General features: G+C 56.1%; 14 protein-coding genes. 9 read left to right on the top strand and 5 right to left on the bottom strand.

Annotation, left to right across the window (positions count from 1 at the left end; all coding sequences use genetic code 11):
• The first annotated feature begins 200 nt into the window (after nt 1–200).
• The 7 genes from BLU70_RS00480 (at nt 201) to BLU70_RS00450 (ending at nt 6,174) form a co-directional block, all read left to right on the top strand.
• On the top strand, nt 201–752 hold the full coding sequence (locus BLU70_RS00480; protein ID WP_040289009.1) for a CBO0543 family protein: 552 nt from the start codon (nt 201–203) through the stop codon (nt 750–752).
• 136 nt (nt 753–888) lie between these two features.
• Complete coding sequence (locus BLU70_RS00475; RefSeq protein WP_006446322.1) at nt 889–1,326, top strand: VOC family protein; 438 nt, start codon at nt 889–891, stop codon at nt 1,324–1,326.
• Complete coding sequence (locus BLU70_RS00470; protein WP_006446323.1) at nt 1,323–2,165, top strand: sugar phosphate isomerase/epimerase family protein; 843 nt, start codon at nt 1,323–1,325, stop codon at nt 2,163–2,165. The genes BLU70_RS00475 and BLU70_RS00470 overlap by 4 nt, the downstream gene beginning before the upstream one ends.
• A 1-nt stretch (nt 2,166) precedes the next feature.
• A complete protein-coding gene (locus tag BLU70_RS00465) occupies nt 2,167–2,916 on the top strand; it encodes a sugar phosphate isomerase/epimerase family protein (RefSeq protein WP_006446324.1) in 750 nt (249 codons plus the stop codon).
• A 37-nt stretch (nt 2,917–2,953) separates the two neighbouring features.
• Entirely contained in the window at nt 2,954–3,922 is a 969-nt protein-coding gene (locus tag BLU70_RS00460; RefSeq protein WP_006446325.1) for a sugar phosphate isomerase/epimerase family protein, read from the top strand.
• Between the two features lie 13 nt (nt 3,923–3,935).
• Nucleotides 3,936–4,979 carry a Gfo/Idh/MocA family protein gene (locus BLU70_RS00455; protein WP_006446326.1) on the top strand — a complete coding sequence of 348 codons (1,044 nt, stop codon included), beginning with the start codon at nt 3,936–3,938 and terminating at the stop codon, nt 4,977–4,979.
• Nucleotides 4,980–5,010: 31 nt separating this feature from the next.
• Nucleotides 5,011–6,174 (top strand): Gfo/Idh/MocA family protein, encoded by a 1,164-nt coding sequence (locus BLU70_RS00450; RefSeq protein WP_074691194.1) that lies wholly within the window; start codon nt 5,011–5,013, stop codon nt 6,172–6,174.
• Nucleotides 6,175–6,302: 128 nt separating this feature from the next.
• Here the strand turns inward: BLU70_RS00450 and BLU70_RS00445 are convergent, their stop codons facing one another.
• Nucleotides 6,303–6,773: an anti-sigma factor family protein gene (locus BLU70_RS00445; RefSeq protein ID WP_237716413.1), complete on the bottom strand. Its 471-nt coding sequence runs from the start codon at nt 6,771–6,773 to the stop codon at nt 6,303–6,305.
• A 151-nt stretch (nt 6,774–6,924) separates the two neighbouring features.
• Here BLU70_RS00445 and BLU70_RS00440 point away from each other — a divergent pair, with 151 nt between their 5' ends.
• Both BLU70_RS00440 and BLU70_RS00435 read left to right on the top strand, forming a co-directional pair.
• Nucleotides 6,925–7,929 carry a 2-hydroxyacid dehydrogenase gene (locus tag BLU70_RS00440; protein WP_176780807.1) on the top strand — a complete coding sequence of 335 codons (1,005 nt, stop codon included), beginning with the start codon at nt 6,925–6,927 and terminating at the stop codon, nt 7,927–7,929.
• Nucleotides 7,917–8,912, top strand: a complete 996-nt coding sequence (locus BLU70_RS00435; protein ID WP_074691190.1) for a type I phosphomannose isomerase catalytic subunit — start codon at nt 7,917–7,919, stop codon at nt 8,910–8,912. Before BLU70_RS00440 ends, BLU70_RS00435 begins: the two co-directional genes overlap by 13 nt.
• Here BLU70_RS00435 and BLU70_RS00430 read toward each other — a convergent pair.
• Genes BLU70_RS00430 through BLU70_RS00415 form a run of 4 tightly spaced genes read right to left on the bottom strand, consistent with a single transcriptional unit; the run spans nt 8,888 to nt 13,369 of the window.
• Nucleotides 8,888–10,093, bottom strand: coding sequence for a hypothetical protein (locus tag BLU70_RS00430; protein WP_074691188.1), 1,206 nt, complete (start codon nt 10,091–10,093; stop codon nt 8,888–8,890). The genes BLU70_RS00435 and BLU70_RS00430 overlap by 25 nt on opposite strands.
• A complete protein-coding gene (locus BLU70_RS00425) occupies nt 10,090–11,169 on the bottom strand; it encodes a DUF58 domain-containing protein (protein ID WP_074691186.1) in 1,080 nt (359 codons plus the stop codon). The genes BLU70_RS00430 and BLU70_RS00425 overlap by 4 nt, the downstream gene beginning before the upstream one ends.
• 4 nt (nt 11,170–11,173) lie before the next feature.
• Entirely contained in the window at nt 11,174–12,148 is a 975-nt protein-coding gene (locus BLU70_RS00420) for an AAA family ATPase (protein WP_074691184.1), read from the bottom strand.
• 57 nt (nt 12,149–12,205) lie between these two features.
• Nucleotides 12,206–13,369, bottom strand: a complete 1,164-nt coding sequence (locus tag BLU70_RS00415; protein ID WP_074691182.1) for a mannosyltransferase family protein — start codon at nt 13,367–13,369, stop codon at nt 12,206–12,208.
• Between the last annotated feature and the right edge of the window lie 68 nt (nt 13,370–13,437).

The following is a 13,437-nucleotide window of genomic DNA, read 5'->3' as shown; positions in this document are numbered from 1 at the left end:
CTCCAAATGCGCTGGTTGGCAGAGTTCAATTCCTTGATAGGGGCATATGCAGGGCGTCGATTTGCAATGCTTGGAAGAAAGGAACAGGTCTGACGCTGCTCTTAGCTGGAGGGTGTCGCCAATGACTCCGAGGAAAAGTTTACGATGCAAAATTGGACATACTACAATCCAGATCCAAACGAAAAGGAGTTCATTCACTGGTGCCTTCCTTTGCCGATATCGAAACGACCCGCACAGCCTTATCCCATTTGCTGTACGAGTATTGGGTGAGCCATGAAGTGTTTCGCTGGCAATGGTGGCTGTCCGTTGCATTATTGTTTGTACCATGGCTGGTATGGATCCGTTTTGTGGATCCTCGTCGTTTGTTCGAGATGCTCGTATACGCCTCTTGCATTGGCATTTTGGCCAGCATTATGGACGTGATCGGCACCAACTTGATGCTCTGGGGATATCGACAGCGTCTTTTCTGGTTTATGTATACTCCTCTGCTGCCCATCGATTTGTCCATTATTCCAGTCACGTTTACGCTCGTATATCAGTTGTGCCCGACCTGGCCGAAATTTGTGGCTGTTGTCGCCATCATAGGAATTCTGGTCTCGTTGGTCGAACCTCTGTTTACATGGCTGGACATGTATCAGTCGTACCATTGGAGTCCGCTGTATTCCATTCCCATCTACATCCTATTGGCCAGCGGCGCAAAGTGGGGCGTGCAGAGGTTGCTCTCCATTGAGGCAAAATCGCGGGGTAGGTAGCCAGATCCGCAATGAGACGACCACATAGGTGATGGCGGCTAGCTTGAGTGATATGGTTCAATAGGATCTGGGCAGCAGCATGCGGTGAGCGTATCACAAGGCTGCACGCTCGAAGAGGAGTCCGAGGAGGCAAGCCATGATTCAAGGAATCGGGCATGTGGCGTTAACGGTTGAAGATATGGAGGCATCGTTGCGCTTTTATTGCGATGTTCTCGGTTGCCATCGGGCATTTGACATCCATCGTGAAGATGGAACGCCATGGATTGTTTATTTGCGCTGTCCCGATGGGCGTTTCATCGAGTTATTTTATGGCGGTTCGGTGAAAACGCATTCGGCGCCGGATCGCATCGGGTTTGCACACCTTTGCTTTGAAGTCGACGACATCCAGCAAGTTGCCGAAGCCCTGCGTGACAAAGGTGCGCCCCTAGACGTCGCGCCCAAACAAGGTTTGGACAAGAACTGGCAATGTTGGTCGCACGATCCGGACGGTAACCCAATTGAATTCATGCAACTGGATCCGGCATCCCCGCAGGCGGCTGCTCGAGCAGCTTTGGCAGGTGAGGCCCGCGTATGAAACCTTGTCTACATCCGTCGATCGTCGACACAAACGAGTTGGAGGCCTATTTGGATCTCGCGGTACAGTGCGGTTACGAATGGGTGGACGTTCCACTTCATTGGCTTCACCAGGAGGTCGAGAGGACCAGTTCTTCTCGTGTCGAAGCGATGTTTCAATCGCGTCGCCTAAGGCTTGCAAGCTTTGGCTTGCCGGTCGATCTGTACGCCGATGAGGCCGACTATGTGCGCGATCTCGCTCTGCTGCCGGAACGGGTGGCTTTTGCTGTAGGCCTTGGCGCCGTTCGCTGCACCACATTTCTGTGGCCATCGATCGACGAGCGACCAGTCCCGTATGCTTCACGCTTGGCTCGTCGCCTGCGCCAGTGTGCCGTCGCCTTGATGCCGCATGGGGTGCGTCTTGGCTTGGAATATGTCGGTCCGCATCATTTGCGGAATCGAGCGTATCCCTTTGTCCAGAATCTCGCGGAACTCGCTATATTTTTAGAAGCTGTCGGTGCTCCCAATGTCGGCTTTTTGATCGACAGCTTCCACTGGTACACCGCCGAGGAGTCGACGGACGATCTCGCTCTTCTAAAGCCGGAACAGATTGTACATGTGCATGTAAACGATGCGCTCGAAGAGCCATCACTGGCGCATGATCAGCGGCGGTGCCTGCCGGGAGACGGGAGAATTCCACTCGCTTCGTTCTTGCGTGCGCTGTATGAAGCTGGCTATCGAGGACCGGTATCAACCGAAGTGTTGCATCAGGAGCCACTTGCCGGATCGAATGCAGAACGGGCACAGACTGCGTTTGAACGCCTGACGCAGATGATTGCAAATGTGAAAGGGGATTGTTAAGTTGGCTGAAATCGGACTGCAACTATACACATTGCGCGACTTGCTCGCTTCGGATTTTGCGGGCACGCTAAAAAAGGTTCGCGACATCGGTTATCGCGTAGTTGAACTCCACACCTACGGCGGCTATACGCCTGCCAAGCTGCGTGAGTTGCTCGATGATTTGGGCATTCGTGCTGTGTCTTGCCATGTTCCGCTTGTCCGCTTGGAAAGCGAGTTGGACAAGGTGGTCGAGGAAGCAAAACAGCTAGGGCTCGATTATGTCGTTTGCCCATGGTTGCCTCCGGAGCGCCGACAAACGAAGGCGGATTACGACCAATTGTTTGACATTTTGCGCCGCGCAGCGTCGACGCTACATGAGGCAGGACTTCGTCTGGCTTACCATAATCACGATTTTGAGTTTCAGGTATTCGACGGCGCAACCGCGCTCGATACCCTGTTAAGTAGGCTTACCGAAGATGGGGTACAGATGGAACTGGACGTCTATTGGGCACATCGTGCGGGATATAACCCTGTCGAATATCTGCAGCGTTATCGTGGGCGTGCCGATTTGTTACACATGAAGGACGCGGACGGTGAAACGGGCGCGTTTGCAGAAGTCGGATCGGGCGTGCTCGACTGGTCTGCCATCATCGCGGCGGCCGAAGCGGCAGGTGTTCGCTATTATATCGTCGAACAAGATGTGTGTCCGGGGGATCCGCTTGCAGCAATTCAGTCGTCCCTCGCGTTTTTACAGTCGCGCGTGAAAGCGTAACCACTTGATGTAGATTCCTGCTTGAAGGAGGATGCGTATGAAACTTGGCATTTTTACCGTACTGTTTGGCAATATGCCGTTTTCTGAGATGCTTGATCACGTTGCCAAGGCCGGTGTCGATACGGTCGAGATCGGCACAGGCGGCTATCCGGGCGGTGCACATTGCGATCGCGCAGGGCTGCTCGCAAGCCCGGACAAGCGCAAGGCGTTCCTGGATGAGATTTCGTCGCGCGGACTTTCCATCAGCGCGCTTAGCTGTCACTGCAATCCTCTGCACCCGGACGCGACGAAGCGGGAACTGGCACAGCGCGAGCTGCGGGAGACCATCGAATTGGCTGCACTGCTTGGCGTCGACACGGTGAACACCTTCTCGGGTTGCCCGGGTGAGTCGGAACACTCGCAAAATCCTGTGTGGGTTACCTGTCCGTGGCCGGAGGAGTTTTCCCAGGTACTAGACTGGCAGTGGAACGAAAAGGTCATTCCGTACTGGACCGAGATGAATGCTTTTCTGAAAGAGCGCGGTGTGCGCGTCGCGATCGAAGCGCATCCAGGTTTTGTGGTCTATAACGCGGAGACGATGATTCGGTTGCGGCAGGCTTGCGGTGAGCAAATTGGCGTGAACTTTGACCCGAGCCACATGTTTTGGCAAGGCATTGACCCTGTTGAGGCGATTCATGCCCTTGCTCAACATAATGCCATTTTCCACGTGCACGCCAAGGATACTGGTTTCAATCGTCACAACGTCGCCGTCAACGGGGTACTGGATACCAAGCCGTATGCCAAAGAGAAGGAGCGTTCCTGGATCTTCCGCACTGTGGGCTATGGTCACGACAGCCAGACCTGGGTGGACATTATCAGTGCCTTGCAACTCGCGGGTTATGAAGGCGCTGTCTCCATTGAACATGAGGACAGCTTAATGTCGATTGAAGAGGGGTTCCAAAAGGCGGTCGACTTTTTAAAACCGCTGATCATTCGCGAAAAATTGCAACAGATGTGGTGGGCATAAGGAGGAGCGTCAGATGACGGACACATTGCGCGTAGGTATTGTGGGTGCCGGTGGGATCGCACAACAGGTGCACATCCCGAACTACCTGAAATGTGGAGATAAAGTTGAAATTGTAGCGATTTGCGATGTCGCATTCGAAAAAGCGCAGGAAGCCGCAGAAAAATTTTCGATCCCGAACGTGTACCACACGGTCGATGAGATGCTGGCAGGGACCAAGCTCGATGTCGTGAGCGTTTGCACACCGAACAAGTTCCACAAAGATGCGTCGATCGCAGCCCTGAATGCAGGTTGCCACGTCTTGTGTGAAAAGCCACCGGCGATGACGGTGGAAGAGGCTCAGGAGATGGCAGATGCCGCGAAGCGGGCCGGGAAATTTCTCTCGTATGGATTTCACTACCGCCATTCGAAGGAAGTCGATACTTTAAAGCGCTTTATCGATGCAGGAGAGCTTGGCGACATCTACGCGGCGACAGCCATCGCGATGCGCCGGCGCGGCATTCCGGGGTGGGGTGTGTTTACCAACAAGGCACTGCAAGGTGGCGGTCCACTCATCGACATCGGTTGCCATATGCTCGACGCGGCGCTGTTCTTGATGGGCTATCCAGAACCGACGATGGTCTTTGGCGCGACATATCAGAAGCTGGGTACGCGCAAGGGCGTTGGCTTGCTTGGCGACTGGGACTATGAAAACTTTACGGTCGAGGACATGGCGCGCGGTTTCGTCCAGTTTGCCAACGGCGCGACGCTCGTCCTGGAATCGGCGTTTGCAGCGAATGTCAAAATTCGTGATGAGATGAACGTTAAGCTGATGGGTGACGCAGGGGGAGCCAACGTCTTCCCGCTGGAGATTTATCAGGAAAAGCACGGTGCGCTCATTGATGTCAGCCCAGCATTCCTGCCGGAAATTTCGCCTTATGAGCGCGAGATCAAACGTTTCGTCGACGCATGTCTGGGTGGCGAGCCACCGCTTTCGACGCCGGAACAGGGCGTGAAACTGCAGCGGATTCTCAATGGTCTGTATCGATCCGCTGAACTTGGAGAAGCCGTGCGGCTGTAAGTCGGCCCAGGGGTATTGAAGGAGGATCGGCATGTCGAAACGGGCACTGAGAATCGGCATGATTGGCTATCAGTTTATGGGGAAGGCACACAGCCACGCCTTTCGCGATCTCGATTTTTTCTTCGATTTGCCTGTGACACCTGTATTACAGGCAATCGCGGGCCGCAATGAAGGGGCGGTTCGCCAAGCGGCCGAGCAATATGGCTTTGCCTCTTACGATACGGACTGGCGTCGGCTCATCGAGCGCGACGATATCGACGTGATCGACATCGTGACGCCCAACGTCGCCCATGCCGAGATGGCGATTGCGGCGGCGCAGGCAGGCAAGCATGTGATTTGTGAGAAGCCCTTGGCGATGACCGTCGAGGAAGCGGTGCGTATGCGTGAAGCCGTTGAAAAAAGCGGTGTGCGCGCGTTGCTGTGTCACAATTATCGCTACGCCCCAGCCGTGCAGTTGGCGAAACGGCTCATCGACGATGGACGACTGGGAAGAATTTATCATGTCCGGGCTCAGTATTTGCAGGATTGGATCATGGATCCGAACTTCCCCCTCGTGTGGCGCTTGCGCAAAGAAGTCACAGGGTCTGGGGCGCTTGGCGATATCGGCGCACATATTCTCGATCTTGCAAGGTTTTTGGTCGGGGAAGTACGCGATCTCGCGGCGACCATGGAGACTTTCATCAAAGAACGGCCGCTCGGCGAGATGTCTGGCGGCTTGGAGGCGCGTGCGGATCGCTCGCAGACGGGAAATGTGGATGTCGACGATGCGGTCGCATTTCTGACGCATTTTGAAAGCGGCGCGCTAGGTGTGTTCGAGGCGACGCGTTTTGCGGCAGGTAACCGTAATGGCAATCGCTTTGAAATCAACGGTGAGCGGGGATCTCTGCGTTGGGATTTGGAAAATATGAATCTTTTGCACGTGTATTTGGAGGACGACGAACCTGGATTGCAGGGTTTCCGTACCATCAATTGCACGGAGCCAGTACATCCGTTTGCAGACAAATATTGGCCGGCAGGACACATTATTGGCTACGAACACACCTTTATGAACCTGTTTGCGACCTTCTTTAAGAGTTTGGTGGATGGTTCGCCGTGCAAGCCAGATTTTGAGGACGGTGTTCGTAACCAATGTATTCTGGATACGGTGGAGCGATCCGCCGCAACAAAACAGTGGGAAACGGTCGAGTATCGGTGATGCTCTCGAGGCCACGGTTATCGTTGGGATAGGAAAAGGCATGTCATGATGTGGTGCGTCCTCCAGCATCGCCATCTGAGTCAGGCGTACGCTAGAAAGGGTCAATCGACACACGTCGATTGACCCTTTTAAAGCAGACCATGCTTGATATGAATTTTGTCCGTGAGCTGTTCGCCCTTTGCCATGAGCGTGCGGGAAACGTGCGAAATGCGATGCCACGTGATGGCAAAACCGATGGCTCGGCTGTATTTACCGTGATCTCCCGTGATACTCAAAAAGCTCATCAATAAAAGCGCCGCCGACAGTGTCAACGCCGTGAGATGTTTGCGTCGGGCATACCTGACCGCGCGAGTCCGGATGTCGCCCCTAGAGGGGGTGGGGAACGGTATGACTTCAGCCAATTTCCGCTGCTGTTGAACGTGCGATTCCGCTTCCGACCGAGGCTCGAACATATCAATCAATTCACGGTATTCGAGTACGTCGCGCTGGCAAGTGTGACAGTGGCCGAGATGACGCTCAAACCGCTTCTTCAGAAGTTCATCTGACAATTCCCCCAACGCATAATCGACACACAGCGAACAGATGGATGGGTTGTCCAACCGATTCCCACCTTTTTCAAAATGTGTACAACGTCCCGATACTGCCATTGGTCTCAGTAAACCACGAAATGCGCTTGTTGAGAAGCCCCTTTCTTCGCCTCGAGGGAAGGTGTAGAGTGGCATTGAGAAAAGTCTATATGGGGGGATGTATGTGGTTCGTATACTTTCGACGAAACCGCTCCGCGCTGCCGAACGAGCCAGGCTGGCTACCCTGGGCGAGGTCGTCGCTTGGGAGGGCGAAGGGCCGATTGCTAAATCGTTCTTATTTGATGCCATTGCCGACGCGGACGCTCTGCTTACCAGTGGCACGCGCGTCGATGAGACCTTGCTTTCGGCAGCCCCGCGTCTACGCGTTGTAAGCACGTCTTCGGTCGGATACGATCACTTTGACATCCCAGCCATGCGCAAGCACCGCGTGCTTGGAGCCCATACGCCTGGCGTCCTCGATGAAACGGTGGCCGATCTCGCTTTTGCTCTTATGCTTGCGACCGCCCGTAGAGTGGTTGAGCTGGATACCTATGTGCGGCAGGGCCACTGGCAGCGCGGAGACGACGAAGTGTTGTACGGAGTCGATGTGCACCACAGGACCTTGGGTATTGTGGGAATGGGGAGGATTGGGCATGCCGTAGCGCGCCGGGCGCGCCTCGGATTTGGCATGAATGTGCTCTACAACAGTCGCTCCCGCCATGAAAGCGTGGAGCAGGAATTACAGGCCGTGTACCTCGACTTACCGGATCTGCTCGCGGCATCTGACTTTGTCGTGCTTCTTACGCCGCTTACGAAGGAGACGGTCGGTTTAATGGACCGTCAGATGTTCGCCAAGATGCAGCCTTCGGCCATCTTCATCAACATTTCTCGCGGTAAAACCGTCGATGAGACAGCGTTATACGAGGCGCTCACGAGCGGGGGCATCCGCGCCGCAGGACTCGATGTTTTCGAGCAGGAGCCTGTGCCCCATGATCACCCACTTCTCAAGCTGCCCAACGTCGTCGCATTGCCACATATCGGTTCGGCTACGCATGCGACGCGGGACGCGATGCGTCAACTGGCTATCGACAACTTGATCGCCGTGATCGAAGGGCGCATTCAGGACGCCAAAATTGTGCCTGAGCTTCAGGAACTCGCAAAGGAGTTGTCGCAGTCGTGTGGCCAGTGAAGTTTAAACCTGTGCCAATGCCGCGTATCTGGGGCGGGCACGCGCTGAAATCGACGTTTGGAGTGCAGATGGACGAACCTATTGGGGAGTACTGGGTGCTGTCTGGTCATCCCAATGGCATGAGCGTCGTCGCGGATGGACCGCTTGCAGGGCGGACACTTGCGGAGCTTACCGAGGAGCATCCAGGTGCTTACCTGGGACGCTCTCCGCAAGGGCGCTTTCCACTCCTCATTAAGTATCTGGAGGCCGAGAGCGATTTGTCTGTGCAAATCCATCCCGATGATGCGTATGCCAGGGAGCATGAGGGTGATTTCGGGAAGACCGAGGCTTGGTACGTTCTCGATGCTAAGTCGGATGGAAAGGTGAATTACGGACACACCTTCCCTGATCGCGAAACCTATCTACGAGCGGTTGCAGAAGGCCACGTGCGCGACTACCTGAATTACCTACCGATACAGAAGGGAGATTTAGTGTTTGTACCGGCGCGCACCTTACACGCGCTCTTGGCTGGTACAAAAGTCCTCGAGATTCAGCAGACGTCGGACGTCACGTACCGCGTGTATGATTGGGATCGGGTGGACGCAAGCGGGAAGCCGCGCGAGTTGCACGTCGACAAGGCGGCCGACGTGCTCGTCTATGGCGCACCAGTAGAGCCGATGGACCAACCACGGATCTTGCACGAGGAAGTGGACTTTGTGCTGACTCGATTGGCTGAATGTCCTTACTTCACGATTGATCGCGTCCTGCTGCGCGGACGTTGTGCGGAAGTTACGCACGGCGTGCCTGGGAATCCGGACGTCGTGATCGCGGTCGAGGGGAAGGGCGAACTGCGCTTTGACCCAGGGGATGGTACAAAACGTGCGATATCCCTTGTCCCAGGGGATACAGCGTTGATTCCGTCTGACCTGCAAGGGTATACATTAGCTTGTACAGGAGATTTCCTTGCGATCCGCACGTTTTACGGTTCGCCAGGGCGACCATAACGAACGCGTTCGTATCGTTTCAACAGATCGGCGTCGGTCGTTTGCTGCTCATCCGTGGGCAGGCGCAGTGAAAACGCTCGCGGCGTCTCCGTTCGTCCGATGGTATGTCCATGGGCGTGCCAGGTTCGTAAACGCGCCTGATACGCTTTGCGCGTTGGATCCCCTGTCGCCTGCAAGCGAAATGCCTCGTCTACCGACCGGCGGACAATTGTGATCGCAGCGGCTGTTGGTTCGCTTACATCAATTGCCAACCGACTTTGCTGGCGCAAAAGCCACAGTATGGCTATTGCCACACAAATCGCGACTGCGCTCCAAAGCAACCACGAAGTACCGCCGGCCCATGTGTGTACAGGCTGCAGCGGCTGCGGTGGATGGCTGTGCAACGGGAGCTTGGGCGTGATTTGTGAACTGCGACCAGCGAGGTGCAAACGGCTGACGACAAAGTGCATGAGTAAGGAAGCCAACCCGAGCATGCCGAGCGCGATGGCCAATCCTGTCAGCAGATAGCGGACGATGGGGCGCAGATGCTTAAGCGCGCGCGGGAGTTCGGCCAGCCCCAGTGGCGCGTAGAGGAGCGCACGTTGCGACAGCTTGGTCGCCTCCGCCTGTGCTCGGCGAATGATCATCATCTGGGCGATGACCAGGCCCATGGTGAAGATGAAGGTAAATCCGACCGCGCCGGCATTGCGTGCCGCTGGGTCGCGCGCCTGAACAAGTGCGTAGAAGACCGCGCCAAATGCAGCGATGCCTGTTATCCAACGCAGATTGCGGGCACCTGCGTGCACGGCGTCTCCTTCGAACATATAAGTCATATTGAGGCCACTTGCGAGCAGGGCCGAGATGATAATCGCCGCCATCCATCCCGTGCCCGCACGCGTCGGGACGACAAGTGCGACGCAAAGCGCAGTGGCTGTAGCCAGTCCCACAAGTAAGCTCACCGGCGGCCGCAGTCTATGCATCAAGCCAGCTGTCGTCAGACTTGCGGTCGTACAGGCAAGCCATGCGACGACAAGTGCGAGCGTCGCCGATTTGTGGTCCCAGGCCAGTGTCGCCGCGAGTAGCGTTCCGGCACATCCATGGAGCAGGCCCACAGAGATGCGCAGGCCAAGCGAAACATGCGGCCAGGGCAAGTAGCCTCCTTCGCCTAGGTTTACAACCTGACCCATTTGCGCATTGTTCACTCTCCACTCACCCCTTCTCTTTCTTCAGTGGCTGACGGTTGTTCCCATCGCGCTCGGACGATCTCGACGCGCTTTCCTTGCCTTCGCAACAGCTCGAGAAGATGACCGTGGACGGGCGATTCGTAAGCGCTTAAAACGAGTATGTGATCTGGCATATCCGCTCGTCGCGAAGCCAGGGCGCGCAACAGTTCACCAAAGTCCGCCGCTGCAAGGGGTTGCGCATGTGCCAACAGCGATGCAATGCGAACGGTCGGCATCGTGTCGATGACGAGCCTCGTGCGTGCACCACAAGCTGCGTTTGTGGCAAACAGGATACGTCCCCCCGCGCGATCCGTTTCACGGGCGGCGTGCAGTGCGTAACCGCAGAGCGGCTCAAATGCGTCGCTGTCGGCGCTGATCCAAAACGGATCACCCGTTTGGGCATTTAGCAGGATGGCGATGGTGGGCTCGGTCGAACTAAAGTATTGTTTTGCAACGAGCTGGCCGAGTCGAGCGCTGGCACGCCAGTGGATGACGTGTGCAGGATCGCGATACTCGTATGGGCGGACGCCTTTGATAAGCGTCTCATCGGGAAATATCGGACGTTCAAGCGGGTGTTTGCCGTGAATCGCGATTGGCGGTCGCAGGCCTGGCATTGGCAACGGGTTGGGCCGTACGGCGATGCGTACGGGCTCTGGCATGCTGATATAAACTTTGGAAATCCCCAAACCTTCGTGCACGTGTACGGCGACGTCGGAAACGGTCGCGGGGCCTCGCCGCAACCCGTATACCGTGATGGTCACGTCCACTCGGCTGCGCGAGAGGATATACGTGCCAAAGGTCATACGACTTCGTTCTCCAGTGTCGTCAAAGGACAGTTGTGGTGGCAATGTGACGCGTATCTCCGCAAATGGAATGGGTAAAAACGAACGATTGACCAGTGTGATCCGCAACTGCACAGGTTCGCCGATATCACATTCATGTCGGTCGCACGCAAGCAGAGTGGTCACTTTACCTGCTATACCAGCCGTAAAGGCGCGCGGCCATGCCCATACGAACAGGATCAGCAGTATGGGAATCCACAACAGTGCAAGCATCGGTTCAACCTTCTTCCCGCTCGTGAGGTACGGGGACAGATGTGACGATATCGCTTAGAACGCGATCGATAGCAGCGCTGTCCATCCAGCCAATATCGAGTTGCAGGCGATGCGACATTACGGCTGGGAATGCGCGTTGGACGTCGTCTGGCGTGACGAACGAGCGCCCGGCCAGAAATGCGATAGCCTGTGTCAGTCGGGTCAATAGCACAATGGCGCGCGGGCTCGCACCAAGGATAATTTGATCGTGGCTGCGCGTGGCCCGGCAAAGATGGATGAGATAGCGCAGCACATCTTCGCTGATGTAGACCTGACGGACGGCTTCCTGGGCAGCAACTACCTTTTCGGGCGCAAGCAAATGAGCGACCGGCTCATCGTGACCGAACGCGACCCGCTTGACCATGGCCAGTTCGAGATCGGCGTCAAGATAGCCGAGGCGAATTTGGACGAGGAATCGGTCGAGTTGGGCCTCGGGAAGTGGAAACACGCCCTGTGATTCGACGGGGTTGGCGGTTGCGATCACGAAGAAGGGCCGCGGTAATGGCATGGTTTGGCCATCCGCCGAAACCTGTCCTTCCGCCATCGCCTCCAACAGTGCCGATTGTGTGCGCGGTGTGGCGCGGTTGATTTCATCCATCAGTAAGACGTTGGTGAAGATAGGGCCCGGATGAAAGCGGAACTGTTCATCCGCTGGGTGATAAATGGTGGTTCCAACGACGTCTGCGGGCAAGAGATCAGGTGTCCCCTGGACGCGATGAAACGACAGGCCGAGGGCCGTGGCAAGTGACGACGCTAGCCTTGTCTTGCCGGTACCAGGCACGTCCTGCAGCAGCGCGTGACCACCGGCCAGGCATGCGGCGAGCAGCATTTCAATGGCTTCGCGTTGGCCGATGACCACTTGGTTTAAATCTTCCACCACAGATTTCAATTCCTCTTGCAATGCCTTGGTGGATGCATGTGATTGCATGGTTTCCGCCATATTGAATACCTCATTTCCGCAGTCGACAGCTCTTGTATTGAATTGTACCGCAAATGTTTACTGGAAGAACCAGCCGTGACTAAACAGTGCCGATCCGAGTGTCGCCGTTGCAGCAAAGCTGATGAGTGCCAGCCAAAAGGTCGGTGTGGCGCGGTCTGCTTGTGGCCAGCGCGCCACAGGAAGGCTGGCCGGCCAGAGGATAGCGTAGAAGCGGAGCACGCTTTCCAGCGGATTATGCGGCATGTTGGCGCACAACCCTAAGAACAGAATGGCGCTCATCCAAAGACATGTCTCAAGACTGCAGACGATACCTTGGCCCGGTTTGGCCCACAGGCGGAAGTCGCAACGAAGCGCGACGTACGCCTGGCAGGCTACAAGACAGGCGACGGCGAGCGTGATCGCCGTGATGCTGGTAAACTGACCGCCAACGATGGCTTCGAGCGCGTTGGCGAGCGGGGCGCTCCAGTGGCGATGCCAACTGTCTTCGGCCGTCAAAAGCGCGAACGGCGTGTGGAAATGGCTCCACAAGTACCACTCGTAACAAGCTGGGACGAGGGCTAGGCACGCGAGAAAGAACAAGCCGCGCACAGGCATGCGCAGGCGGAACAGGCGGATGGCAAAGAGAGCAGCAAAGGCGCCGAGATCGTGAAATGCGGTCGCTATGCACGCGCCGGCGCAGGCGATCCAGTATCGCCGCGACGACGTTGGGTTTTGCAAGCCGTACATGATGAGCAATACGGCGAACAACGTGAAGGATTCTGTATATAGAGAACTAAAGATGACGGCGCACGGCCCGACTGCGAACAGCAGGACGGTTGGAAAAGCTCGAGCAGGCCGTTCGTGCTCCACAATTCTGTACATGAGGGCCAAAGCGCATAGAAATAAGAGATTGACCAACACGAGCGCTAAAATAGGGCCGAGGATGCGCACAACCACGGGTAGCCCTGGCAAAAAGGCCGCTCCTTTGAAGGCAGGCGTGAAAGGCACGACGTTGCCTGTAGGAATGAATGTCCTTTGTACGGCAAGGGGCAACAGATACCCGTATCTGGCGATATCGACAAACCATTGGCTGTCCCATTGCATAAAGTTGTCCGCAAAAGTGCCCGTCATGTGAATGCGGCTGGCCGCGTCGCCAACAGGCGCGAAGATACCAGCGAAGATGACGGCGTAATGGGCGGCGGCGGCGGTGGCCAGATGGCGCACGCGAGCGCTGTTGAACATCGTCTGTCTCCGTTCTCTCGGTTGGTTGTCTCAGGTTTTGCGTGTAAATTCCGAGTGTGGTATACATA

The sequence above is a fragment of the Alicyclobacillus hesperidum genome (genome assembly GCF_900107035.1).
Classification (GTDB): domain Bacteria; phylum Bacillota; class Bacilli; order Alicyclobacillales; family Alicyclobacillaceae; genus Alicyclobacillus; species Alicyclobacillus hesperidum.
Note: the sequence above shows the minus strand (reverse complement) of the source record. Positions and strands in the feature narration are given on the sequence as shown.